25 protein-coding genes, 4 tRNA genes and 1 other RNA gene are annotated in these 25,345 nt (G+C 46.4%); 17 read left to right on the forward strand and 13 right to left on the reverse strand.

The annotated features are described in order from the left end of the window. Positions 1–23 precede the first annotated feature (23 nt). The 8 genes from EIH25_RS00655 (at position 24) to ruvX (ending at position 8,356) form a co-directional block, all read left to right on the forward strand. Positions 24–365, forward strand: coding sequence for a histidine triad nucleotide-binding protein (locus EIH25_RS00655; RefSeq protein ID WP_124098010.1), 342 nt, complete (start codon positions 24–26; stop codon positions 363–365). Positions 366–387: 22 nt separating this feature from the next. Further along, positions 388–2,337, forward strand: a complete 1,950-nt coding sequence (locus EIH25_RS00660) for a ComEC/Rec2 family competence protein (RefSeq protein ID WP_124098011.1) — start codon at positions 388–390, stop codon at positions 2,335–2,337. A 50-nt stretch (positions 2,338–2,387) separates the two neighbouring features. Continuing rightward, positions 2,388–3,446 (forward strand): DNA polymerase III subunit delta, encoded by a 1,059-nt coding sequence (holA, locus tag EIH25_RS00665; RefSeq protein WP_124098012.1) that lies wholly within the window; start codon positions 2,388–2,390, stop codon positions 3,444–3,446. Positions 3,447–3,490: 44 nt separating this feature from the next. Next, complete coding sequence (locus EIH25_RS00670) at positions 3,491–4,099, forward strand: DUF4093 domain-containing protein (protein ID WP_124098013.1); 609 nt, start codon at positions 3,491–3,493, stop codon at positions 4,097–4,099. Between the two features lie 2 nt (positions 4,100–4,101). After that, on the forward strand, positions 4,102–5,493 hold the full coding sequence (locus EIH25_RS00675) for an MBOAT family O-acyltransferase (protein ID WP_124098014.1): 1,392 nt from the start codon (positions 4,102–4,104) through the stop codon (positions 5,491–5,493). A 13-nt stretch (positions 5,494–5,506) separates the two neighbouring features. Further along, positions 5,507–6,613: a DHHW family protein gene (locus tag EIH25_RS00680; protein WP_124098015.1), complete on the forward strand. Its 1,107-nt coding sequence runs from the start codon at positions 5,507–5,509 to the stop codon at positions 6,611–6,613. A 139-nt stretch (positions 6,614–6,752) separates the two neighbouring features. Then, on the forward strand, positions 6,753–7,838 hold the full coding sequence (gene pyrB / locus EIH25_RS00685; RefSeq protein ID WP_124098016.1) for an aspartate carbamoyltransferase: 1,086 nt from the start codon (positions 6,753–6,755) through the stop codon (positions 7,836–7,838). An 86-nt stretch (positions 7,839–7,924) separates the two neighbouring features. After that, entirely contained in the window at positions 7,925–8,356 is a 432-nt protein-coding gene (ruvX, locus tag EIH25_RS00690) for a Holliday junction resolvase RuvX (protein ID WP_124098017.1), read from the forward strand. Between the two features lie 34 nt (positions 8,357–8,390). Here the strand turns inward: ruvX and EIH25_RS00695 are convergent, their stop codons facing one another. The 6 genes from EIH25_RS00695 to EIH25_RS00720 form a co-directional block, all read right to left on the reverse strand. After that, positions 8,391–8,795, reverse strand: coding sequence for a sulfite exporter TauE/SafE family protein (locus EIH25_RS00695; RefSeq protein ID WP_124098018.1), 405 nt, complete (start codon positions 8,793–8,795; stop codon positions 8,391–8,393). A 3-nt stretch (positions 8,796–8,798) separates the two neighbouring features. Then, on the reverse strand, positions 8,799–9,161 hold the full coding sequence (locus tag EIH25_RS00700; RefSeq protein ID WP_124098019.1) for a sulfite exporter TauE/SafE family protein: 363 nt from the start codon (positions 9,159–9,161) through the stop codon (positions 8,799–8,801). Positions 9,162–9,233: 72 nt separating this feature from the next. Next, on the reverse strand, positions 9,234–9,467 hold the full coding sequence (locus EIH25_RS00705) for a KH domain-containing protein (RefSeq protein WP_124098020.1): 234 nt from the start codon (positions 9,465–9,467) through the stop codon (positions 9,234–9,236). Positions 9,468–9,620: 153 nt separating this feature from the next. Continuing rightward, positions 9,621–9,863: a 30S ribosomal protein S16 gene (rpsP, locus tag EIH25_RS00710; RefSeq protein ID WP_124098021.1), complete on the reverse strand. Its 243-nt coding sequence runs from the start codon at positions 9,861–9,863 to the stop codon at positions 9,621–9,623. Positions 9,864–9,925: 62 nt separating this feature from the next. Then, entirely contained in the window at positions 9,926–11,305 is a 1,380-nt protein-coding gene (gene ffh, locus EIH25_RS00715; protein ID WP_124098022.1) for a signal recognition particle protein, read from the reverse strand. Between the two features lie 71 nt (positions 11,306–11,376). Next, positions 11,377–11,769, reverse strand: coding sequence for a putative DNA-binding protein (locus EIH25_RS00720; RefSeq protein WP_243113055.1), 393 nt, complete (start codon positions 11,767–11,769; stop codon positions 11,377–11,379). Between the two features lie 291 nt (positions 11,770–12,060). On the opposite strand from EIH25_RS00720, the gene EIH25_RS00725 reads away from it, so the two are divergent. After that, positions 12,061–13,032, forward strand: coding sequence for an aldo/keto reductase (locus EIH25_RS00725; protein ID WP_124098024.1), 972 nt, complete (start codon positions 12,061–12,063; stop codon positions 13,030–13,032). Between the two features lie 117 nt (positions 13,033–13,149). On the opposite strand, the gene ssrS is transcribed toward EIH25_RS00725, so the two are convergent. The 4 genes from ssrS to EIH25_RS00745 form a co-directional block, all read right to left on the reverse strand. Next, positions 13,150–13,357, reverse strand: a non-coding RNA gene (ssrS, locus tag EIH25_RS00730) — 6S RNA. Between the two features lie 117 nt (positions 13,358–13,474). Further along, positions 13,475–13,804: a DUF1292 domain-containing protein gene (locus EIH25_RS00735; RefSeq protein ID WP_124098025.1), complete on the reverse strand. Its 330-nt coding sequence runs from the start codon at positions 13,802–13,804 to the stop codon at positions 13,475–13,477. Positions 13,805–15,404: 1,600 nt separating this feature from the next. Beyond that, complete coding sequence (locus EIH25_RS00740; RefSeq protein ID WP_124098026.1) at positions 15,405–16,376, reverse strand: hypothetical protein; 972 nt, start codon at positions 16,374–16,376, stop codon at positions 15,405–15,407. Between the two features lie 31 nt (positions 16,377–16,407). Next, positions 16,408–17,232 (reverse strand): methyltransferase domain-containing protein, encoded by an 825-nt coding sequence (locus tag EIH25_RS00745; protein WP_124098027.1) that lies wholly within the window; start codon positions 17,230–17,232, stop codon positions 16,408–16,410. A 328-nt stretch (positions 17,233–17,560) separates the two neighbouring features. On the opposite strand from EIH25_RS00745, the gene ilvB reads away from it, so the two are divergent. The 8 genes from ilvB to EIH25_RS00785 all read left to right on the forward strand — a co-directional run bounded on the left by ilvB (position 17,561) and on the right by EIH25_RS00785 (position 22,103). Continuing rightward, positions 17,561–19,186 carry a biosynthetic-type acetolactate synthase large subunit gene (ilvB, locus tag EIH25_RS00750; protein ID WP_124098028.1) on the forward strand — a complete coding sequence of 542 codons (1,626 nt, stop codon included), beginning with the start codon at positions 17,561–17,563 and terminating at the stop codon, positions 19,184–19,186. A 113-nt stretch (positions 19,187–19,299) separates the two neighbouring features. Further along, the gene (gene ilvN / locus EIH25_RS00755; RefSeq protein WP_124098029.1) at positions 19,300–19,797 is read left to right on the forward strand and encodes an acetolactate synthase small subunit; all 498 of its coding nucleotides are present in this window, start codon (positions 19,300–19,302) and stop codon (positions 19,795–19,797) included. Between the two features lie 73 nt (positions 19,798–19,870). Beyond that, positions 19,871–20,887, forward strand: a complete 1,017-nt coding sequence (gene ilvC, locus EIH25_RS00760) for a ketol-acid reductoisomerase (RefSeq protein WP_124098030.1) — start codon at positions 19,871–19,873, stop codon at positions 20,885–20,887. Between the two features lie 253 nt (positions 20,888–21,140). Continuing rightward, a tRNA-Val gene (locus EIH25_RS00765) sits at positions 21,141–21,216 on the forward strand. Positions 21,217–21,269: 53 nt separating this feature from the next. Next, a tRNA-Asp gene (locus tag EIH25_RS00770) sits at positions 21,270–21,346 on the forward strand. Between the two features lie 31 nt (positions 21,347–21,377). Further along, a tRNA-Phe gene (locus EIH25_RS00775) sits at positions 21,378–21,453 on the forward strand. Positions 21,454–21,484: 31 nt separating this feature from the next. After that, positions 21,485–21,560: transfer RNA gene (locus EIH25_RS00780), tRNA-Gly, on the forward strand. A 270-nt stretch (positions 21,561–21,830) separates the two neighbouring features. Then, entirely contained in the window at positions 21,831–22,103 is a 273-nt protein-coding gene (locus tag EIH25_RS00785; RefSeq protein ID WP_124098031.1) for a hypothetical protein, read from the forward strand. Between the two features lie 215 nt (positions 22,104–22,318). Here the strand turns inward: EIH25_RS00785 and EIH25_RS00790 are convergent, their stop codons facing one another. The 3 genes from EIH25_RS00790 to pyrF form a co-directional block, all read right to left on the reverse strand. After that, entirely contained in the window at positions 22,319–23,230 is a 912-nt protein-coding gene (locus EIH25_RS00790; RefSeq protein ID WP_124098032.1) for a dihydroorotate dehydrogenase, read from the reverse strand. Then, entirely contained in the window at positions 23,223–23,996 is a 774-nt protein-coding gene (locus tag EIH25_RS00795; RefSeq protein ID WP_124098033.1) for a dihydroorotate dehydrogenase electron transfer subunit, read from the reverse strand. Before EIH25_RS00795 ends, EIH25_RS00790 begins: the two co-directional genes overlap by 8 nt. 401 nt (positions 23,997–24,397) lie before the next feature. Next, positions 24,398–25,333 (reverse strand): orotidine-5'-phosphate decarboxylase, encoded by a 936-nt coding sequence (gene pyrF, locus EIH25_RS00800; RefSeq protein WP_124098034.1) that lies wholly within the window; start codon positions 25,331–25,333, stop codon positions 24,398–24,400. Positions 25,334–25,345 lie beyond the last annotated feature (12 nt).

Raw genomic sequence — 25,345 nt, forward strand, 5'->3', positions numbered from 1 at the left:
CTTCGACATAAAGGAGGATAAAGATGTCTGATTGTTTATTCTGTAAGATCATAAAGGGAGAGATTCCGTCAAAGAAAATTTATGAGGACGAAACGGTATATGTGTTTGAGGACATAGAGCCTACCGCTCCCGTTCATTATCTGGTCATACCCAAGGAGCATATCTCAAAGCTTGACGAAATCACGGCGGAAAACAGCGGAGTAATATCTCATATTTACGAGGTGATTGCAAAGCTTGCAAAGGATATGGGGCTGAAGGAGGGCTTCAGAGTCGTTTCCAACTGCGGCGAACACGCCGGACAGAGCGTTTTTCATATTCATTTTCATATGCTGGCAGGCAGAGATTTCGGCTGGCCGGCAGGCTGACCGAAGATCGTGAGGAACGCCTGTGACGCGTAAATTCGCCTGGTGGGGCTTGTCTTTTCTTTTAGGACTTATACTTTTTGCCGCCGACTGGGGTAAAAGCTTTCTGCCTTTTACTATAGCCGCGGCGGCTTCGGGCGTTCTTTTGTATATATCTGTCAGGAAATACCGGGTATATATTCTGTCAGTAACGGTCTGCGTCCTGATCGGTCTGGTTTTCGGAAAAATATATACCTTGCGTATTTATGAGCCGATTATGTCGTATGACGGAAAGAACGTTGTCTTGGACGGATATATAACCGATTTTTCGTATACCGGAAGCGATGTGTGCAGGATCACCGTTAAAGGAAGGATAAACGGCGGCAGAAAAACCAGCGTTACATACTTTGCTGAAAACGACGATTTCGATTATTATCAGTATGTTACGGTTACCGGAAGGGTCAGCGCGATCAGCGATACCTTAAAGTTTGATTCGCAGAGCTATAACCGTCCGAGGGGAGTTTTCCTTGAGGGCGATTCGACTCCCGAGGTTGAGATAAAGGAAGGCTGCCGCAGCCGCTTTATGCGTTCTGTCATGAAATTCCGCGATCATGTCTCTGAATTTATACGGGACAATACCGGCGAGCGGGAAGGCGCCTTTCTGACCGCTATGCTGTGCGGCGACAAGACCGAGCTGGACGATGTAACCAAGACTATGCTTTACAGAAGCGGTATAGGTCACCTTTTTGCGGTATCAGGAACGCATCTTTCGGTTATAGCAATGTTTTTCGGCATTATAATAAACAGGCTGTTTTCGTCAAAGCGTATAAGGTTTCTTCTGATCGAGGCGGTAATAGTCGTCTTTATCGCTTTTGCAGGATTTTCGCCGTCGGTGATTAGAGCGGGGATCATGATGTCGGCTGTGCAGTGCTCGGGAATCTTCCGGAGACGAGCGGATACGCTGAATTCTCTCGGCATTTGCGCGGCGGCAATGTGCGCGTTCAATCCATATCTCGTCAGAAGCGCGTCGTTTTCAATGTCGCTGGCTGCGGCGTTTGCGGCTGGCGCGGTAGGTCCGGCTCTGAACCGTTCGCTGAACGTCAGGCGTTTTGCCGGATTGCCGCGCGCCTTTGTTTCGGTTACTGTGGTGTTGTTTGTAACGCTGCCGCTGGCGGCGGTGTACTTTACCGAGGTATCCGTTATTTCTCCTGTTACAAACCTGTTTGCCATACCTTTCTGCACCCTTGCGCTGACGCTTGTTACGGCGGCTGTGCTGACCGGCGGCGGAGCGGTTTCGGTATGTATTCTTAAAGCGGCGGGAGCTGTTGCGGGATTCGTTATCAGGCTCGCGCAGAAGCTTGCCGGTCTCAGCTTTGCCGCGGTTCCGTCCTGTCGGTTTGCGATAATCATGATATTTTCCGCGGCAGCGGCAGCAGGGATCGTTTATGCGGTCGTATATAAGAAATTTCGTGTTTACGCGGTAACGACCCTGCTTGTATACTGCGGGATATACGCTTCGGTAACCTTTGCGTCGTTTGCGGACAGAAATACCGTATACGCGGCGGTCTTTCCCGGAAAGAGGAGCTGTGCGGCGGTAGTTTATCAGAATTCGCAGGCGTTTGTTATAGATCTGAATTCAAAAGGAGAATATGCGTCGGCGGTGCAGAGATTTGCTTCGTATAACGGCATAAAAAGAATAGCCGGAGTTTTTATCGAAAGCGGCGTGGATTACAGTAAAAGCGTCTATGAGCTTTCGCTTGTTCCGCAGGCGGAGGCGTATTACTCCGACTCGGGAATTTCCGGTAGCTCTGCGTTTCCCGCGGGAACAAGCGCCGACTTGCTGAATTTTACGGTCACCGAGGCGGACGGAGGATATGCGGTTTCGGCATACGGCAATGTGTTGGAGCTGTTTGAAGACAAAATAATTATAAACGGCAATGAATATGAAACGGCGGGACAGGATTCGCAGATTTTGTTCAGCTTCGGCGGAAAGTAAAGAAAAGCGTGCGCGGACTTTGCTCGGCAATTGTACGAAGGAGATTTATTATGGCTTTTACGGCGGCAAACGATCTGGCTAAGAAGATAAAAGCCGGAGCTTTTGACAAACTCTATTATTTTTACGGACACGACTCGGGAGCGCTGGAGGCTTATGTGAAAAAGCTGATAAAAAAGCTGTGTCCCGACGGCGACCAGACTATGAACCTCCACAGCTTCGACGGAAAGAAACCCGATATTGCTGAAATTGCCGGAGCCTGCGAAATGCTGCCGCTGTTCGCTCCGAGAGTAGTCGTTACGATTAACGACCTCAATATGGACACGCTTGTCAGGTCTGACGGCGACGATCTGAGAAAAATCCTTTCCGATCTTCCTGAAACTACCTCGGTAGTGATATATTCCACCGGAGTGGATCTTTATAAAAACAAGCGCAGCCTTACAGATAAGAATAAACGGTTTGCAGATTTCTGCGCCAAGCACGGGTCGGTATGCGAGTTTGCATACAGGCGTGTGTCAGATACGGGCAAAAGCATTGCCGCTGCCGTTAAAAAAGCGGGCTGCGGCATATCAAAGCAGGACGCTGAATATTTGGCGGACTGCTGTCTGTGCGATACTTCTTTTATCGGACATGAGCTTGAAAAGCTGACGGCTTACGCTGTGAACCGAACGATAACCCGCGAGGATATTGACGCCTTGTGCGTAAAAAAGGTGGAGTCCGACGGCTTCGCGCTTGCTATAAATATTCTCAGGGGCAACGCGTCAATGGTCTTTAACCGAATAAAGGAGCTGTCCGAGCAGAATTACGAGGCGTTTGAGATTCTGGGGGTCATAAGCTTTTCCATGACCGATCTCTACAGAGCGAAGCTTGCCAGGTCGTCGGGAAGGTCGGTATCGGACTGCGCGGCGGATTTCAAATACGGAAAAAACCGTGAGTTTGCAGTGAAAAACGCTTATTCGGAATGTTCCAACATGACCTGTGAGCGCATAAGACAGTCGCTAAAAATATTTTCAGATACTGATCTGCTGCTCAAGACGCGTTCAAGCGGAAAAAGCGGAGATATGCTTGTTCTGGAGCAGGCTGCCGCAAAGGCTATGGCGCTCAGGTGCTGAATCGGTCCGAAAAAATATTCTGAGGGAGTAGGATAGCTGTAAAAATGGAAAAGATACGGCTCAAACAGGCAGTTGTGGTAGAGGGCAAGTACGATAAAATAAAGCTTTCATCTTTTATAGACGGAGTTATTATCTGCACTAACGGCTTCGGCGTGTTTAAGGACAGGAAAACGGCGGAGCTTATAAGGTATTACGCTAAAAACAGCGGAATCATTATTCTGACCGATTCCGACTCGGCAGGATTTAAAATAAGAGGCTATATAAAGGGGATTTGTCCTGAGGGCAGGATCATAAATCTTTATATTCCGGATATATACGGCAAGGAAAAGCGCAAGGCCGTTCCCTCAAAGGAGGGAAAGCTGGGAGTAGAGGGTATAGACGCCGGACTTTTAAGAGCCACCTTTGAAAAGGCGGGGATAGAAAGCCTTAAGCAGCATGAATATCCTGTTACAAAGCTGGATTTCTATGAAGCAGGGCTGTCGGGAAAGCCGGACAGCGCGGCGCTGAGGAGAAGGACGGCTCGGAGGCTCGGTCTGCCCGAGCTTATTACGGCTAACGCTTTGCTTGAGGCTGTGAATACAATGTGTGACAAAGACGGATTTATGAAGCTTGTCGACGAGCTGAAGCAGGACGGTAAAACAGGGGAGAACTGATAATGATATTTTCAAGTATTCTGTTTCTTTATTTTTTTCTTCCCGTATTTATGGGCATATACGGATTAGCAAAGCCTAAGCACAGAGCGAAGGCGCTGGCTTTGGGAAGCTGCTTTTTTACGGCGTGGGAAAATCCATGGGGACTTATAAATCTTGCCGTATCAGGTATTTGCGCGTACATAGGCGGAATACTTATTTATAATTTCAGGGAGAACAGGAGAAAGTCCGGAGCGGCTATGATCATCTGCGCCGCGGTCAACGCGGCAATGCTCGTGTTTTTTTCCTACAGCGGATATGACCGGACCAGTCTTATAGGCGCCGCTTTGGGAAGGGATACCGTTCTGCCTTTTTCGGCGTTTGGCGTAAGCGTGTATACCTTGCACAGCATTTCCTACTGCGCTGATATTTACCGGGGCAGTCTGGAGCCGGATATAAAATTTTCCTGTGTTTTTTCATATACAGCCTTTATTCCGTCTATGGTGTGCGGTCCTGTAGTCAGATATAAGGAGCTGTCCGAAAGCCTGAAGGCTCCGAGGATAACAAGCGGAAAGCTTTCGGACGGTATTCTGCTGTTTATGTTCGGATTATTTGAAAAGACGGCTGTTTCAGACCGGCTTGGATTTCTGTGGAAGGATATGACCTCGGCGGGAGCGGAGTCTATGCAGCTTGAAACCGCTTGGCTGGGTCTTTTGATTTTCGGCTTCTGGTTTTATTTTGAATTTCTCGGCTTTTCCCATATGGCGAGAGGCTTTGCTCTTATGCTTGGCTTTGAGCTGAAGCCTAATTTCAAGCTGCCTTTTACCGAAAAGACGATTATCGGCTTTGCTTCCTCGTTTAATATTTCCCTCAACAGATGGGCGAAGGATTACATTTACGACTCTTTTACCAAAAACAAAGACTCTCGGGTCATTAACTCGGCGAAGCTCCTGCTTTGCGCGGCAGCCGTAGGATTGTGGTACGGAACTGGCGTTAATTTTATTCTATGGTCGGTTTTTACGGCGCTGCTTATTCTGGCGGAAAGCGGACTGAAAAACATATTATCCCGTATTCCCTCCGCGGTAAGATTTATAATGACTCAGCTTTCGGTTCTTTTAAGCTGGTCGGTTTTATCGGGTAAGGATCTTCATTCCACGTTCGGATATATCAGAGCACTGTTCCGGCTGGAGGCAGTCTCCGGCGGAGATACGGTGTGGTACTGGCTCAAATCGTCGTTTGTGCTTATCGTATTGTGTATGTTACTGGCTTCGCCTTTAATGAAGCTTTTAAACTCCAAGCTGCGCGATTTAAAATTCGACGTTATTAGTTTTTCAAAGCCTATGATCATACTTGCGCTGCTGATACTTTGTACCGCCTTTATGGTTTCTGGAAACGGCAAGGCGGCTTTTGCGTTCTGACTGGAGGTATATAATGAAAAGGATACTGGATTATATATCTGTTTTTCTGTTTTTCGCTTTTACGGTAATGTTCGCGGTCAGCACGGTTTTTTTTCAAAGCTCGGAATCAGAAAAGAATATTTCTGAGGACAGAACCCTTAAAGGGCAGATACAGGGCTGCGTTTACAGCAGATTCCCCCTGAAAAGCAATTTCAAAGCCCTTTACAGCTCTGTGCTTATCGGTACGGGTCAGAACCGTCTGGGAAAGGTTTATGTAGACAACGACAGGCTGATAGAGGTATTTGACAGAACCGACAGTGAAAAAATTCAGAAATCTGTAGCCGCAATAAACAGGTTTCGTGAAGCGCATAAAGACGCTTCGGTTTATGCAATGCTGGTGCCTACCGCTTCCGGCATATACAAATCTCAGCTTCCCTCCTTTGCTTCGGCGGTCGATCAGCAGAAGCTTATCGACGATATATATTACCGGCTCGACAACAGCATATTAACGCTGGACGCGTTCAATCCTCTTTTTTCCGCGAGAGATGATTATATTTATTTCAGAACTGACAGCAGATGGACTTCCTTCGGCGCTTACGCGGTTTACAGAAGCGTGATCTCAAAGCTTGGATTTCAGCCGGTCGATCTTTCCAATTACGATATAGAGTATGCGGACAGAAGCTTTTACGGCAATTTATATAAAAAGACCTTCTACGGAGGAGTGTCGGCGGATACTGTCAATATATTCAGAAATAAACGGGGAAGCTATGTAACCGGCACCGAAGGCTATAAGGACGAGCAGAAGGTTACTTCAAAATCGGTATACTACGATTCCGCGCTTCAGTCAGACGATAAATACGGGATATTTCTCAACGGAGATACGTATAAAAAATACACGGTTTCGACCTCGGTAAGCTCCGGCCCCGAGTTGCTTATTATAAAAGGAAGCTACGCAAACTGTATGGTTCCTCTGCTGACTCCTCATTACAGCAGCATAACTCTTGTGGACCTTGGAAAGCTGGACGGCGAAGCTCTCGGAGATGTCGTCGATATTGACGGGTTCGATCAGATCATGTTTCTATACGACATACGGCAGTTCTGCGCATATGATAAATTTGATCTGCTTAATGAGCGGGGCTGAATCGGAGCTTAGGTATACACCTCATATTGTTCAGGCTTGTGAAAAAAGCAGTTATGCCGTATTGAAAAAACGTGTAAAGTGTGGTATAATGTCAAGGACGGAAATTTGAGCTTTCGGCATAATGAAAGGTTGGTTTTTTATGAGCAGCTATGATGAGTTTATACACCTGATCGATCTTAACGACTATCCGGTTTCCTGGTGGAAGCAGCTTCTGGAGCTTGGTCATGATATAAAAGAAAATCCTGAGAATTACAGCGAGGCCTGCAAGGGAAAAATTATGGGAACGCTGTTTTACGAGCCGTCTACAAGAACGCAGATGTCGTTTCAGACCGCTATGCTCAGGCTGGGCGGAACGATAATAGGCTTTGACAATCCGGCGACCTCGTCGGTCGCTAAGGGAGAGAATATCAAGGATACGACCAAAATAGTATCCGGCTATGCGGATATTCTGGTTATGCGTCACCCGTCGGCAGGCTCTGTAAAGGCGGCGGCGCTTACCGCGGAATGTCCCGTCATAAACGCCGGAGACGGAGGACATCTTCATCCGACTCAGACGCTTACGGATCTGCTTACCCTCAGGGAGGAAAAGGGTACTCTTGAAAATCTGACCGTCGGTCTGTGCGGAGATCTCAAAAACGGAAGAACGGTACATTCGCTGATAAAGGCAATGTCCTGCTTCAAGGGGACGAGGTTTGTGCTTATTTCCACAAAGGAGCTTGCTCTGCCGGTATATGTCAAGGATATACTTTCCGCGGGAGGTCATGAGTATAAGGAGGTATCAAGCCTTGACGAAGCAATGCCGGAGCTTGACGTGCTTTATATGACCAGGATACAGCAGGAAAGATTCAGCTCGAGGGAGGAGTATGAGCGGCAGAAGGGCTGCTATATTCTGGACAGGCAGAAAATGCTGAAAGCAAAGGCGGATCTTGTCGTGCTTCACCCGCTTCCGAGAGTAGATGAAATAGCTATTGAGGTTGACGACGACAGAAGGGCTATGTATTTTAAACAGGCAAAATACGGAATGTATATAAGAATGGCGCTTATTCTCACCATTTTGAATAAAAACGGAACTCCTGCCAGACTTGTATGCGGCAGGGCGCTGCCCTCGGTCAGATGCTCAAATCCCAGATGTATAACTAATCATGAGGAATATCTGCCTAAATATTTTATAGGCGGCGGAGATACAGTTATCTGCGAATACTGCGACGAAAGAACATTGATATAGTCAGGTTTTAGTCTGTGCCTGCGAATATGGCGGGATTTCGGGCAGAGGCGAAAAATTAAGTATACTTTTAAGGAGATTTTGCGTATATGAAAATAATGGCGGTCGATTACGGCGACGCGAGAACCGGTCTTGCCGTCTGCGACAGAACCGAGTTTCTGGCTTCGCCTATAGGCACGATAGAAGAACGCAATGCCAAGCTGCTGGCAATGAAGGTAGCGCATATGGCAAAGCAGTACGAGGTCGGAGAGATAGTCGTGGGGCTTCCTGTAAACATGAACGGTTCCTACGGTCCGAGAGCGGAGAAGTGCCGCAGCTTTGCTGATATGCTCAACGAGCTTACGGACGTTCCGGTCAATATGTGGGACGAGCGTTCTACCACGGTTACGGCTCATCAGATATTAAACCAGACGAACGTAAGGGGAAAGAACAGAAAGGCGGTCGTTGATACGGTTGCCGCTTCCGTTATTCTCGAGGGTTACCTTGAATACAGAAGAAAGAATAAAAAAGACAGAGAATAGGCGTCGGAGCGGACGGAAGCTTTTACGGCTGTTTTCACTGTGAAGCGTTATCATCGGAGGCGGAGGGCTGAGCCTCAGGCTTTTCCTTTTTGGAGAACAGCTCTTTTATGCCTGCGAGTATAACGAATACGCCGAATATCCGTTTAAGCAGCGTATTGTCCATAGCGTTTGCCATAAAGCTGAATATTGCAACAAAAATCGTTCCCGAGATTATAACGGGAACGATTTTTTTCCATTCCACCAGCTTGTTTTTAGTATGAAAATAAAGGGAGACGGCGGCTATAGGCAGAAAGAATACAAGATTGATCCCCTGAGCCTGAAGCTGGGGAAGTCCGGCAAAAAGGGTAAGATAGATTATAAGTATCATTCCGCCGCCCAGTCCGAGGGAGGCAAAGACTCCGGTTGCAAAGGATACCAGCGCGATCGTGATCCAGTTCATAAGCTATCCTTTCATAAGTCGGATTCCGAATATTATCATTACCGCTCCGAATATGCGTTTCAGCGTTATTCCAGAAAGCCTTACCAGAAGCTTTGATCCGGCAAAAACGCCGATAAGTCCGCAGGGTATGAATTTCCATGCCTGGGCAAGGTCTATGGAGCCTTTCGCGAAATAAATAACGCCGCTTATTACGCTCAGCGGCAGCGTTACCGCAATCGAGGTAGCGTGAGCTTTTTTTGTTTTCATTCCGTCGCGCTCCAGCATCGGAACGGTAATTATACCTCCGCCCGAGCCGAACAGACCGTTTGCCGCGCCGGAAAGAGCGCCTACAGTATACAGATAAAAGCTTTTCAGATATTTTTTCATAAAAAAATCACCTTTTACTATTATCGGTAAAAGGCGATTATTTATTCATTACAAGGTATTGTATCCTAGCGCTTAGTCTATCTCGACCATTATTTTCTGATTGATACGGGAGCAGCCGGCTCTCATTACAGTTCTTATCGCTTTTGCAATACGTCCCTGCTTTCCGATAACCCTGCCCATATCCTCAGGAGCAACGTGGAGATGATACACCACAATGCCTTCCTCGTTAGGCTCGTCCACCTGAATCTCTACCGCGTCCTTGTTTTCAACAAGCTCGCATACGATAGTCATTAAAAGCTTTTCCATTTTTTTATCCTCATTTCTCCCACGGAAAATACCGGCTGTCCCACCGGTAAACCGGTAAGGCGTGCGGTGGGATAAGTACCTTACCGATTGGGAACGCACCGTATACCGGTCTGAGCTCTGTATGAATTTACATACTTTTATCAGCTACCGGCATTAGATAGTGCCGTTTTTCTTGAGAAGCGACTTAACCGTGTCCGTAGGCTGCGCGCCCTTTGCGATCCAGGATTTAGCCTTCTCGTCGTCTACCTTAAGAACGGTAGGTTCCTTGGTAGGGTCATAGTATCCGATTTCCTCAATGAAACGTCCGTCTCTGGGATATCTGGAATCAGCTACGACGATACGATAGAAAGGAGCCTTCTTAGCGCCCATTCTTCTCAGTCTGATCTTAACTGCCATTGTATATTCACCTCCGATTGGTCCAATAATTTATATCAAGCAATTATTGCATGATCGCTGTTTTACATCGGCAGACCCGTTCCGTTTCCGCCCAGTCCTTTGAGCAAAGCGGCTCTGTTTCTTCTGGATTTCTTTCCGTGAAGAGCGCCGCCTCCTATGCCGAACTGCTTCATCATTTTCTGCATCTGTTCAAACTGCTTTAAAAGCTGATTGACGTCGGAAACCTGAGTTCCGCTTCCCGCGGCTATTCTCCGCTTCCTCTTCGGATCTATTATCGCGGGCTTTTCACGTTCCGCCTTTGTCATGGAATTTATCATTGCCTCGGTCTTTTTGAGCTGAGTTTCGCCCTGCTCAAGCTGCTCGTCCTTTATATTTCCCGCTCCGGGGATAAGCTTCATAAGCGATCTGATAGACCCCATTTTCTGAATCTGCTTCATCTGATCCAGCAGGTCGTTAAGATCAAAGCCTTTTTCCTTGACCTTTCTGGCAAGCTTTTCGGCGTCCTTTTCATCTACAGTCTGGGTTGCCTTTTCTATCAGCGTAAGCATATCGCCCATGCCGAGTATTCTTGAAGCCATTCTTTCCGGGTGGAAGGGCTCGAATTCGTCAAGCTTTTCGCCCATTCCCACAAACTTGATCGGCTTTCCCGTTACTGAAAGCACCGAAAGCGCCGCTCCTCCTCTTGTATCGGAATCGAGCTTTGTGAGTATTACCGAGTCGATACCCAGAGCCTCGTCGAAGCTGGAGGCTACCTTTACGGCGTCCTGACCGATCATGGCGTCTACTACAAGCATTATTTCGTTTGGCTCGGCAATCTTTTTTATATCCTTAAGCTCGTCCATCAGCTCCTCGTCTATATGCAGACGTCCCGCGGTATCGAGAATTACAAGGTCGTTTCCGTAATCCTTAGCGTGCTTAATGCCTTCCTTAGCGATCTTTCTCGGGTCGGTCTGTCCCATATCAAAAACCGGAACTCCGGCTCGTTCGCCGACGACCTTGAGCTGTTCTATAGCCGCAGGTCTGTAGATGTCGCAGGCGACCAGCAGCGGACGCTTGCCCTGAGCCTTGAAATGCTTTGCAAGCTTTGCGGCGTGAGTCGTTTTACCCGAACCCTGAAGTCCGCACATCATAATGATACAGGGAGGCTTGTTGGGAAAATTTATTTTGGAATTTGCCTCGCCCATAAGCTTTATCAGCTCTTCGTTTACTATTTTTATTACCTGCTGACCGGGAGTAAGGCTTTTAAGCACATCTTCACCGACGCTTCTTTCGGTAACGCTTGCGATAAATTCTTTAACGACCTTATAGCTGACGTCGGCCTCAAGCAGCGCCATTTTAACTTCCCGCATAGCTTCCTTAACGTCCGCCTCGGAAAGCCTGCCCCTGGATTTAAGCCGCTTGAAAACGCCTCCCAGCTTTTCGGATAGTCCTTCAAATGCCATGCAAACACCTCTTTTTGAGCAATTATCGCTCCGCCGACATCTGATAAAATTATCAGCGCGGCAAAGCTGTATCAATCTTCAAGATATTTTGAATTGTCGTACTCTGCAAGTCTGGAATCCAGGTCTTCAAGCAGAACTATCGTCTTGTCCGCAATATTTCTGGCAAAGGAAACCTTTTTACATTCCTCAAAAATGTCAAGAGCCATACGCTTAAATTCTTCCAGCTGCTTTTTGTTCTGCTCCTCCTGACGTGAAAGGCCCAGTATCTCTTCAAATTTCAGCAGCGCTTCTTCACCGCGTCTGATCGAATCGTGAACGCCCTGTCTTGAAATTTCATACTGCTGGGCGATTTCCGCGAGAGAGAGATCGTCGTTGTAATAAAGCTCAAGAACGTCGCGCTGCTTTTCTGTAAGCAGTTCTCCGTATAAATCAAGAAGTATGCTCATGCTGAGATTTTTATTCACAGTCGTTCCTCCGTTCATAAGCTTTGTTTTTTACCGCGGATCAATTGTAAAGCAAAACCGCTTTACATATTATATATCAAGTTCAGCCGCTTGTCAAGGGCTTTCTTAAAAATAATATTTTTTTTACAAATATCGCTTGAAATAGCCTTTTGCAATGTGATATTATTATAAAAACTGAATAAATCTATAAAAGGATAGAACGTTGATTTTCGGGGAGAGGTTTGAAGCGGTGTTTCAGACTTCCGTTTTTGAAGTTTTACTGGTTAAAAATTCAGACAGGAAGGTGTTTGCGTGTTTACTTTTGAAATTAAAAACAGCCGTTATTCTTTGAAGCTTCCGGCGCTTACGCTGGGAACGGCTAATTTTGACAGACAGGATAACGACGAGGCTTATTTCAAGCTTCTTGACAGATATGCGGAGCTTGGCGGCTCATGTATAGATACGGCGAGAGTTTACTGCTCATGGACTGAGGGCGGAGAGGATTCGAGCGAGCTGGTTATAGGAAGATGGCTTAAAGCAAGAAACTGCCGCGAAAAAATGATAATAGCCACAAAGGGAGGGCATCCGAGGCTTGATGATATGTCCGCTTCAAGGCTTGACCCTGAATCGCTGCGTTATGATCTTGAAAGAAGTCTGGAATGCCTTGGCGTCGATTATGTCGATATATATCTGCTGCACAGAGATGACGAGAAGCTTCCGGTTTCTGAGATCATGCCGGTTCTCAATGAATTTGTGGAAAGCGGAAAGGTAAGATTTATAGGCGCTTCCAACTGGACGACAAGCCGTATTGAAGCGGCGAACCGTTATGCCGAGGCGCACGGTATGGAGCCCTTCAGGGTAAGTCAGATAAACTACAGCCTTGCGCATTCCAGCACGGATACCTTCGGCGATCCGACGCTTGTATGCATGAATATGTGGGAGTACAACTGGTACAGAAAACACAATTTTCCGGTAATGGCTTTCACCCCGCAGGCAAAAGGCTTTTTTGCAAAGTTTGCAAGAGGCGACCTGTCGGCGGCAAAGCTGCCTGAGGGACAGTTTACAAGCACGGCAAATCTGGCAAGGCTTGCAAGGGTAAAGGAGCTGAGCCTTAAAACCGGTGATTCGCCGGCAGTCGTGCCGCTCGGCTATCTGAACAGTCAGCCGTTTTTTGTATCTTCGGTATTCGCGGTATCTAAGCTCTGGCAGCTGGAGGAGGATATGACGGCGCAGGATCTGAGATACGACGCGAAAACGGTTGCTTTCCTTGAAAATATACTATAGACGGTTCAGCCTTATATAAAAGACGCCGCTCGGCACAGTAAGGCTTTTCTGTTCAGACCATGCATATGTATATAAAATAAAAATCCGAGGGATAAAATCTCTCGGATTAATTTTTGAATGTAGACCGCCTTGCCGTCGTGCAGCGAATAAAACCCGCCTCAAGCAGGTGGGTACCAGCCCTAGGTTTCACGCTCCCTTCGTCCGTAGCCCGAAGCAGCCGAAGCGGTTCGGGGCGGGAGGTCTGCAATCCGCTTTCGGAGCAAAGTTCCCTTTTAAAATGTGTTGGATTTATAAAACCGCACTTGATCGTACAAGGCAGTGAGTCTGTATTAATTTGCTGTATATAGTATAGCACATTGCCGCGTAAATATCAATAGGTAATTTTGTGCAAAAATGAGTGAAAAAAATTGTACAGCATAACTATTGACAAAGGCGTTACGCGTCAGGAATACGTTGAGCTTCCGGCGTCGTCATCTTCGTCATCGTCAAACTCAAACATTTCCTCGATTCGTTTCATGAAAATGTTTCCGATACGTTCGTATTCCTCGTCGTCGTCAATAGAAACCATAATTTCCTCATCACCGTCGAAATCGGATTTCAGGATAACGACCTCGCCGTCGTCTCCGAGGGTTTCCTCAGGATTTTCGTAGTAGGGAGTCAGGGCGTAATATTTTTCGCCCTCGTATTCCATGGCGTCGAGCATTTCAAAAACCTGTTCATGCCCGTCCTCGTCTTCAAGCGTGTAAAGGTCAGGGGTATATTCTTCAGACATAGCGTACCTCCGCGCGGTTCAATAACTATAAACCGATTTTAAAGTTGTTTTAACAGCCTGTGATGATATGGCGCTCTCTGAAAAAACATTCAATTGAAGCGCCGCAACATATTTATTATACTACTATTGACAATGAAAGTCAAGCGCATAATGTAAAGGCAATATTAAATAATTTATTTCGCAATTTTTTGAAAAAAACTATTGACAATGCACAAAAAGTGTGTTATAGTATAAACAAGGAAAAGGAAATACCAGAAAAGAAGTTCCTCAGAGAAATTTATCTCAGAAAATAGACGATATGTCGAAAGGGATGCCGATTGAATATCACAGGTTTATTTTCATATAGGTTTCTTGATGAAAGGCAAAAGCTGAAGCTGAATTAGTCCGACGAGAGGGATCTGACAGAGATTAAGGCAGAGATTCAGTACAAAGCCGCAGTACAGAGGAATTTATAGGGTTATCCGAGTACCTTTGATTAAATCGAAGCGGCGGCGGAGAATTATCAAGTGGTTCATATAGTGCATAGTTTTACGGCAGGAACGGCAGGGTACCGCGGTTAAGCTTAATAATGATTTGAAAGGAGCGAGTCCCATGGACGCAGTAGAGATCGGACAGAGTATCCCGAGACTCGGCAGAATCTGAAAAAAATCGAGTGACAACTCAGGTGTATAGACTGATAAACTCAAACCGGAAAAATGGTTTTTAAAATATAGATTCGAGAGTTTCGCGGTAGATCGGAAAATAAGTTTATGCAAGTTTGGATACTCTGAAATTACAATTTAATAGTTCAGATAATGCGAAAGGAGAAATTACTATGATTTTCTTCAAGAGGTTTCTGAATAAATTTTAGTGAGGAGTGTTTCCAATGCACAATTTAAGTTTTACGAAGGATTTTTTGAAATAACCTGAAAGAGTGAGTCCAATGTAAACTTAAGGCTTAAGCAGTTTTAATACTGTTAAATGCGATTTAGGCGCTTTAAGATATGATTTGATATTTGAAAGACGGGAGTGAGTCCGCCTAAAAATTTAAATTGAAGCGAAATTGCTTGTAAGGTTAAGGAATAAAGTTTCTATAGGAGTGGTGCATAATGATTAGGATGTGCACAAGGCGCTTGAATATTTAAATGATTGGAGTGAGTCCGCCAGAAACTTTAGCTTGATTTTGATGTTTGTTCCTTAGGGGAATTTAATTTATACGAAAGGTATGAGTCCAATGGCATGATACCTCTGCGGTAGGTAAAATTACTTGAAAGGTTGAGTCCGATGGTTTAAGTAATTAAGAGTGAAATCGAAATTACTGAAAGGTGTAATTCCAATGGTTTAGGTTTTAAGCCGTAAGGCTTGAGGAAGAATGCCAAATGAAGCAGATTTGGCAGGTGCGGCAGCAGAGGCTGTTTGCAGAAACTTAATTCAATGTGGAGTGAATCCGATGTACTAAGTAGTATGACAGTATTTAAAGTGCTATTTGATTAAATATTGTATATAGTGAGAGAACAGGCAGTGCTTGTTCTCTCTTTATTTATGCGTATATAACAAAAAAGAACGAGTCCGTTTTACTGGACTTGTTCTTTTTTAGGAAACCTTAGCTTACATGACAGTATCAATCGTTTTTGCTGTACCACCTTTTCAGCACCTGCTCGGCTTTTTTGCCGAATACCGTAAAATCACGGTTTGCCTTTGCCTTTTCAATGGGAGGAAGAACCGCTTTCCAGTCCCACCAGAAGTAGCCGCAAAACCAATCCTTGTTCCATGTGGAAGTCATTGCCGCCTCATAGAAATCAGCCTGCTCCTGTTCGTCGGAGGGCTTTTCCGGTCTGTTGTGAAAATCCCACGGATACTGAGAGCAGCCCTGTTCGTTACGCATACCTATTTCAGCGAACATAACAGGCTTGCCGTAATGCTTGTGCGCCTTTTCCAAAACGTCGGTACGCTTGTCAAATTCCCTTATCATTCTGTCCAGACTGCGGTCGTTTTCGTCCGTAACGGGATAATAAGCGGAAATGCCTATAACGTCTACAGCTTCCAGCCAATCAAAGCGAAACTCGTCGCCGTGATTGATGTTATGCATGATAATTCCGCTGTAAAGCTTTCGTACCTCCGCGATCATTTTTCTGCACCTGTCGGACTGCTTGTCCATTCCTGCCATTTCACAGCCGGTGCAAAGCATTTCACAGCCTGTTTTTTCAGCAATCGCGGCGTAATGAAGCATAAAGGCGTTATACGATCTGAACCATTTATCCCAGTATTCCGGATTTTCAGACGGAAAGTCGATCCTTGCTCTCCATGCCCTGTCAAAGCAGTTTACCATAGGCTTCAGGCAGACCTTCAGACCAAGCGATTTTGCCTTTTTTACTGCAAAAACCAAGTCGCTGTCGGTCTGAGTCCTTTCGTAGTCGCTGAATATTCTGGTGCTTGCAAAGCTTTCCTGCCATGCGTTTACGGGAATACATATCCAGTTAAGACCGTTCGACGCCAGCCTTTCCATCGACCTTTCCGCCGCTTCGGTCTGCATTGTTCCGCTGGGAGCAAAAAATCCCCATGTATATCCTTTGCAGAATAAATCCTTGTTCATATTGACAACACCCTCTTTTTATGTTCTGAGCTTATTTTTTTCGGTAGGCTTCAATAAGAAAGCTGCATTCGGTTTCCAGCGCTTCAAGCGCTTCCAGCCGGCTCCCTGATTCCTCAGGAGTTTTGTAAAAATACGGAGTCATGGCGAAAAGATTTCGTATATCCTCGTTCGAGGAAAGAGTTACCGAATAGGTTATCTCCTCCTCTTGGATTTTGGCAAATTTTCTTAGGCCGTAAGCGTTCGGTCTGTTCTCGTACGGCTCATCATAAAGCACGCTTTTAAGTCCGTACAAATGCCTTGCCGCCGGGGAAATTATAACCAGAAAACCGCCTTTTTTAAGTACCCTTGTATATTCGTCGTTTGAAACGGGAGCAAACGCGGAAACGATCAGGTCTGTCGAAAGCGCGCGGAAGGGAAGCTCAAAGGCTGAAGCGACGGCAAAGCTTACGTTGGCAAGTCCATTTTGCCTGCTTCTTGCCGCGCAGTGCGAAACCGCGCTTTTTGATAAATCTATGCCGTAAATTTCCGCGTTTTTCAGCTCACAGGCGTAAAAAGACGTATAGTAGCCCTCTCCGCAGCCGCTGTCTATGATAACGGGCTGTTCTTTTCCGTTCAGCAGCGCCTTGATGATTTCTGCCGCTTTCACAGCCAGAGGTCTGTAATAGCCCTTGTCGAGAAAAGAGCTTCTCGCCTTTACCATAAGCGGATTGTCGCCCGCTTTTTTCGGATTTCTCCCTTTGGTGGTCAATAGATTTATATATCCGTTTCTTGCAATATCGAAGCAGTGGCCGTTCCTGCAGCGGCAGACGTTTTTTGAAGGCTTCAGATTCTTTCCGCATACGGGACATATATACATTTAGTATCATGCACTTCCTTTGTTTCCGGTTTGTCAGATTCCTTAAATTCCTATGTATTATAGCACACATGGATTTAACATACAAGAGCAAAACTTAAAAAAAATAAGGATAAAAAATAAACTTCCGGCTTCTTAGCATCTACGTTTCCGCAGCTGTTACCGTCATAGGCTTTTTAAGTCTGAGGGCAGTTGAAAAACATTTATTTTTCGGTTTTCCTGCGGATTTTTGATTATTTTTCTATTGACTTTAAAGGTGTATTATGGTATAATAAATTAATTTCAGACGTATTAAGTGTCTGAAAAAATTTTATTACGGAGGCGATTCTTTATGAAAATGAAAGCTGCTCAGGCAATGGTTGAATGTTTAAAGGCGGAGAATATAAAGGTCGTCTACGGCTATCCGGGTGCGGCGATATGTCCCTTTTATGACGCATTGATGGACGCCGGCAACGACATTACTCACGTTCTTGTCCGTCATGAGGCCAACGGAGGTCATGCCGCTAACGGCTTTGCAAGGATTTCGGGCAGGCCTGCCGTTTGTATTGCCACTTCAGGTCCGGGAGCTACTAATCTTATTACCGCGATCGCAACGGCTTATGCCGATTCTATACCTATAGTCTGCATTACAGGGCAGGTCAATACCGATCAGATCGGAAGCGACGTTTTTCAGGAGGCGGATATAACCGGCGCCGCCGAGCCCTTTGTAAAGCACAGCTATCTTCTGAAGGACCCCGCGGAGCTTCCGAGGGTTTTTAAGGAAGCGTTTTATATAGCCGGAACCGGCAGACCAGGACCGGTTCTTATTGACGTTCCTATGGATGTTCAGAAAGCGGAAATTGATTTTGAATATCCCGAAACAGCGGATATAAGAAGCTATAAGCCGACTACAAAGGGTAATTATCTTCAGATAAAAAGAGTGCTTACGGCGCTTAAGGAGGCTGAAAGACCGCTGATATGTATCGGCGGAGGAATCTTTGCCTCTCATGCCCGTAAGGAGATAAACGAGCTCGCGCATATTATGCAGATCCCAGTTATCACTACAATGATGGGTATTTCGGCGTTCTCAGACGACGATCCGCTTTTTTACGGAATGTTGGGTATGCACGGGGTAAAGAGCGCGAATACGGCGGTCAGGGAATGCGACGTACTGTTTCTCGTAGGGGCGAGGGTAGGCGACCGGGCTGTAAGGACTCCGCTCGCGCTTGAAAAGACCACTAAGATACTGCATATTGACATTGATCCTGCGGAGATCGGAAAGAATATCGGAGCCGATTATCCGCTGGTAGGCGACGCAAAATCAGTTCTTTCCCAAATGCTTGAAATGGCTGAGCCTATGGAGCATAGGGAATGGTTAGAGCGCCTTGATTCGTATAAGCGGCTCAGAAGCTTTGATCCGGCAAAAAGCGGAACGGTAAACCCCAGAGAATTTATGGAGAAGCTTTCAGGGGCGATGCCTGATAATACGGTAGTTGTCGCCGATGTCGGACAGAATCAGATCTGGACTGCAACGGGCTATCATATCAAAGAGGGAGGAAGGTTTCTTACCTCGGGCGGAATGGGAACTATGGGCTATTCCGTTCCGGCAGCTATCGGAGCGAAGATGGCGGACCCGTCAAGACCGGTTATGGCAATATGCGGCGACGGAGCGTTTCAGATGGAGTTTATGGAGCTCGCAACGGCGGTTCAGCACGGAGTAAACGTCAAAATAGTAGTTATGTCGAATAACCGCCTCGGCATGGTAAGAGAGCTTCAGACAAACGGATATAACGGCAGGGAAACGGCGGTATTTCTCGACGGTTCTCCGGACCTTATCAAGCTTGCCGACGCTTACGGTATACCGGCGGTCAGAGTTACCGACGAGGCTTCGATGAATGAGGCAATAAAGCTTCTCAGCGAAACAGACGGTCTTTTCCTTGCGGAGGTAAGGGTAGATGAAAATGCAGCCACGCTTTGACAGTTCTGCATTTTGCCGTATCTTTAATTTTAGATGTGTGAAAAATTAAAAATAAATTAATAAACCAGTGCTATAATTATAAATTGCGGAAGAAAAGTGGAGGGTATAAAGATATGAAGCATACTATATCTGTTTTAGTGGAAAATCACAGCGGAGTGCTTTCAAGAATTTCAGGGCTTTTTTCCAGGCGAGGCTTTAATATTGAAAGCCTTGCGGTAGGTCCTACGCAGGATCCGACGATTTCCCGCATAACCATAATTGCCGACGGCAACGAGCATACCGTTGAGCAGATCGAAAAGCAGCTCAACAAGCTTATCGAGGTAATAAAGGTAAAAACCCTTTCAAAGGACGAGTGCCTTGCAAGAGAGCTTATGATCGTGAAGATCGCCTGTACCGCCGATAAGAGAAGCGAGGTTATGACGATTGCGGACATAACCGGCGCCAAGGTAATGGATATTACCTTGACCACCATGACCCTGGAGCTGTGCGATACATATGCTCATCTCAAAAGATTTGAGGAGATAGTTACGCCGTATAACATTCTGGAAATGGTAAGAACGGGAACTATAGCGATTCAGAAGGGTGCGGACGTTATCGCCGCAAGGAAGTGATTCAAGCTTATATAGCCCGCAGCGGCTACATAAAATATTAGGTATTACATTTAATATACTGGAGGAATTTACAATGGCAAAGATTTTTTATCAGCAGGATTGCGACCTGAACCTTTTAAAAGGCAAAACGGTAGCGATCGTCGGCTACGGTTCACAGGGACACGCTCATGCTCTTAATCTCAAGGACAGCGGAGTAGACGTTGTCGTAGGTCTTTACGAGGGATCAAAGTCATGGAAAAAGGCAGAGGAGCAGGGGCTTAAGGTTATGACTACCGCCGACGCCGCAAAGGCTGCCGACATTATAATGATACTTATTCCTGACGAGAAGCAGGCTGCGCTTTATAAGAGCGAGATCGCTCCTTATCTTACCGAAGGCAAGACATTAGCTTTCGCTCACGGCTTTAATATTCACTTCGGCTGTATCGTTCCGCCGAAGAACGTTAATGTTATAATGATCGCTCCTAAGGGACCTGGTCATACAGTTCGTTCGGAGTATCAGGCAGGCAAGGGCGTACCTTGTCTTATTGCAGTTGAGCAGGACGCTACGGGCAACGCTCAGGATATAGGTCTTGCGTATGCCGCGGGTATCGGCGGAGCAAGAGCCGGCGTTCTTGAAACGACCTTCAGAACGGAAACTGAAACCGACCTCTTCGGAGAGCAGGCTGTTCTCTGCGGCGGTGTATGCGCTCTTATGCAGGCTGGATTTGAAACTCTGGTTGAAGCGGGATATGATCCGAGAAATGCTTACTTTGAGTGTATCCATGAGATGAAGCTTATTGTTGACCTTATCTATCAGTCCGGCTTTGCAGGCATGAGATATTCGATTTCAAATACCGCTGAATACGGCGACTATATCACAGGTCCTAAGATCATTACTGAGGATACAAAGAAGGCTATGAAGAAGGTGCTTTCAGATATTCAGGACGGTACTTTCGCCAAGGACTTCCTCCTCGATATGTCAAGCGCGGGCTCTCAGGTTCACTTCAAGGCTATGAGAAAGCTTGCTTCCGAGCATCCTTCCGAGAAGGTAGGCGCGGAGATCAGAAAGCTTTACAGCTGGAGCGACGAGGATAAGCTTATCAACAACTGATAAAAATGTATATCTGAGCCTCCCGCCGCAGAAAGCGGGGGGCTTTTATATATTTACGCTTGTAAAGAAAATGAACGGCGGTCAGAAATGATTGTGTAATTTCTCCAAAGATACAGGGGAAGCTTTAATAAAAATAGCTTTAATTGACGAAAATAAAGCTGTGAGAAAAAAATATAAAAAAAGGCTTGACAAACGGAGTAAAATGGCGTATAATTAATTATGTTGTGAAACGCAAGTTTTCGCAGTCGATTTTGGGAGCATAGCTCAGCTGGGAGAGCATCTGCCTTACAAGCAGAGGGTCACAGGTTCGAGCCCTGTTGTTCCCACCAGAACAAGCAGAAAATGTTGAAGCCTTTGACTTCAACATTTTTAATCTGCTTACGGCCTGGTAGTTCAGTTGGTTAGAACGCTAGCCTGTCACGCTAGAGGTCGTGGGTTCGAGCCCCATTCAGGTCGCCAGCTTAAATCCAATGACCTTGGATTTAAGTATGCCTCTGTAGCTCAGTAGGTAGAGCAGGGGACTGAAAATCCCCGTGTCGATGGTTCGATTCCGTCCGGAGGCACCATAATCAGATCTGAGTTTTTTGGATCTGCAATGCGGATTTAGCTCATCTGGTAGAGCGCCACCTTGCCAAGGTGGAGGTAGCGAGTTCGAGCCTCGTAATCCGCTCCAGTATCAGTGAATTGTCCATTATCACACAGTGGTAGCGGATATTTTTATATCTGCCGTAAGTATATTTTGCTGTGAATTCGGTGTGATTGCATGGTTCTCGTTATCATTTTGTGGTGACGGGATTTTTTATGCGACCTGACAAAGGCGGCAGGAAAACAAATTAAACGGCTGTTTCTGCAAGGACGTAAGTGACTTTAGCTTGACAGTACGGTGCAGCTGTGGTATAATAATGTTAAATTGATATTATTTTGTCGGGAAGGGCAGGGCATAATGAGTAAGCGTTTGGATGACGAGGTCAGAATAGAAATCCAGGGGTTTGACAGACCTGATTCGTGGAACACAAGCAGGTATATCGTGTATTCATGCGAGGGGAAAAATACTGTTGCGCTGCGCACCGACAAGCTTATGTCAGCATTGGCTTTTATTAAGAAAAATTCCGATAGAAAGCATCATTACAAGCTTTATGACCGTATAATAAATTCTTTCAGTATGAACGAGATACTGCGCGCGGCTCAGGAAGAGGATGAAAGGTCGGAGAAATAAGAGGCTGCAATATTGTGATAATAGCCTAGGAGCAGCTTTAAGAGCCGTGCATAGAATTTTGCGCATACATGGTTACTCAATTTATATGCGCTGTGCTTAAGCAGAGATATCGTCATTAGATATATTGTATTTTTTATATAAAAAACCGGGCAGTCCGTATAAAAAGGATTGTCCGGTTTGTTTTAAATGTCTGCCTGAATAGGATACAGTAATACCTACCAGGGTTTGACCGTACCTACGATTTCGCTTATGCTCTTTACTCCGTTTTCATCGCACCATTTGTCAAGCCCCTCTATTATTTCAATCGGAGCATAGGGGTTGGAGAAGATAGCCGCGCCGATCTGGACTGCGCCAGCGCCAGCCATCATCATTTCAACGGCGTCCTCATACGTTGAAATTCCGCCCATGCCGATTATCGGAATCTTTACGGAGTTCGAAACCTGCCAGACCATTCTTACCGCAATAGGGAAAACGGCAGGGCCGGAAAGTCCTCCTACGTTGTTTTTCAGGATAGGTCTGCGTGATTTTATGTCGATCCTCATGCCGAGAAGTGTGTTTATAAGTGAAAGCGCGTCGGCTCCGTTAGCCTCAACTGATTTGGCTATATCCGTAATGCTTGTTACGTTGGGAGAAAGCTTTACCATCAGCGGCTTGTCCGAGGCGTCCTTTACAGCCCTTGTGACTTGACCTGCTACAGCGCAGTCTGTGCCGAACGCCGCGCCGCCCTGCTTTACGTTGGGACAGGATATATTAAGCTCTATCATGTCAACGGCTGAGCCTTTGAGCCTTTCGGCAAGCTCGGCGCATTCCTCGACCGTCGAGCCGGCGATGTTTGCAATTATTCTTGTGTCCTTTGTGACCAGAGAGGGAAGCTCATAGCTGAGAAATTTTTCAACGCCGCCGTTCTGCAGCCCTACCGAATTAAGCATACCTGCGGGCGTTTCAGCTATTCTGGGGCCGGGATTTCCCTGACGTTCGTGCAGAGTAGTTCCCTTTACTGAAATTCCTCCCAGCCTTGAGAGAGGATAAAACTGCTCGTATTCTCTGCCGTAGCCGAATGCGCCGCTTGCGGGAATGACCGGATTTTTAAACTCAACTCCGGCAATTTTTACCCTCAGATCAGCCATTAAGATCCACCTCCTTGCTGTCGAATACAGGTCCGTCCTTGCAGACGTGAGAATATATTTCCTTTCCGTCCTTTACCGTTCTGCATACGCAGCCCAGACACGCTCCCACTCCGCAAGCCATCCGCTGTTCCAGAGATACCTGCGTTTCGATTCCGTATTTTTCCGCTATGTCAACGATTCCTTTAAGCATGGGCATAGGGCCGCAGGCGTAAATTATATCAGGCTTTGCGGATTTAAGATAGCTTTTGAGAGCGTCGGTGACGAAGCCGTGAACGCCTGCCGAGCCGTCGTCTGTGCAGAGGATCGTTTCAGCGCCCGCAGCCTTGAAATCCTCCTGCAAAATAGCAATAGAAGAGGTTCTGAAGCCGCTGATTACCGCGGCTCTTTTACCGTACTTTTTAGCTATGCCCAGCATAGGCGGAGTACCTATTCCGCCCCCAATGCATACGGCTTTTTTGTCAGATCCAAGCGCCTTGAAGCCTTTTCCCAAGGGAGCGATAATATCAATCATATCCCCCTTGTTAAGCTCTGAAATTTTTTCTGTTCCCTTTCCCCTTACCTCAAAAACAAAGCGGATCGTTCCGTTTGTCCTGTCAATATCGCAGATAGAGATAGGTCTGCGAAGAAAAAATCCCTCGGCGGCGATTTGCGCAAACTGACCTGCTTCAGCTTCAGCCGCAATTTCCGGGCATTTTACGGTAATATCGAAAATTCCTTTAGCCGCCGCGCATTTTTGGGTTATGGGGTATTTGCCCTGCCTGTACATCTGATCAGTCCTTTCGGTTAATTTTGTATTGCTGCACAATGTCATATAACCTATTCACCGATGTCCCCCGCCTTCTTAAGGCGGCGGGGTTCATTCTGTCATTCAGCGGGGGATTATATCCCCGCTGAACACCTACGGAGCTAAGGCTCATGCGGTGAGGCTGCCTCGTCGCAGTCGATGTTAAGTAAGCTTACATCGGGTTTTGCTCCGAGTTAAATTCCTTATCATTTTTTATACCTTAGATAAGGATTTGCAAAGGTCTTTCAATATATTATTTCTTTGAAAGCGTTTTATTATGCGTATTGAAGCTTGTATTTCAGTAGAGCTTCTTCCGCGCTTCAAGTTCATTCCTGAATATCGTATCCTAAAAATACAGGCGGAATAAATCCGCCCGCTGATCATTATTCAGGAAGCGCTATCTTAGGCAGATAAGAAATAATATCCTCTTTCATTCTGATAACCTCACGCCTTGCCGCCTGAGCATATTCATGCTCGTCGCACTCCTCCTTCTTGTACGCGCACATTACCGCGCGGGAGGAGTTTACGACAGCTCCCAGACCGTTTTTGTCAAAGCCTTTTGCAACGCCCTCGGCTCCGCCGCCCTGAGCGCCGTAGCCGGGAACAAGGAAAAAGGTGTGAGGAAGCGCCGCTCTCATTTCTTTAAGCTGTTCGGGATAGGTTGCGCCGACAACGGCTCCAACGCCGCTGTAGCCGTACTTGCCCATGACCTCAACGCCCCATTTTTCGCACATATCGCCCATGACGGCATAAACTGTCTTGTCGCCTATCATCAGATCCTGCAATTCTCCCGACGACTTGTTCGAGGTCTTTACCAAAACGAAAATACCCTTGTCGTAAGCTCTGCATTTTTCAAGCAGAGGCGAGATCCCGTCAGTGCCGAGGTAGCCGTTTACGGTAAGAGCGTCAGCGCCGAAAGCTGGAATTTCCTCGCCGCATACCTCGGTAACGCCGAGATGAGCCGTAGCGTAAGCGTCCATTGTCGCGCCGATGTCGTTTCTCTTGCCGTCCGTCATAACGAACATACCCTTTTCCTGAGCGTATTCAATAGTCTTGCAGAGAGTCTTAACGCCCTCCCAGCCGTACATTTCATAATAGGCTGCCTGAGGCTTAATCGCGGGGCAGATGTCGTGTATCTCGTCGATAATGCCTTTATTGAACTCAAGAATAGCCTTTGCCGCCGCTTTCAGCGTCTTTCCGTATTTCTTTATCTTCTTGCCGACGATATATTCCGGAATATACTCAAGCTTGGGGTCAAGACCGACGACTGAAGGATTCTGAGTCTTTACAATGTTTTCAATAAGTCTGTCAAACGACATTTTTCATCTTCC

Source organism: Ruminococcus sp. Marseille-P6503 (assembly GCF_900604945.1).
GTDB lineage: Bacteria > Bacillota > Clostridia > Oscillospirales > Ruminococcaceae > FB2012.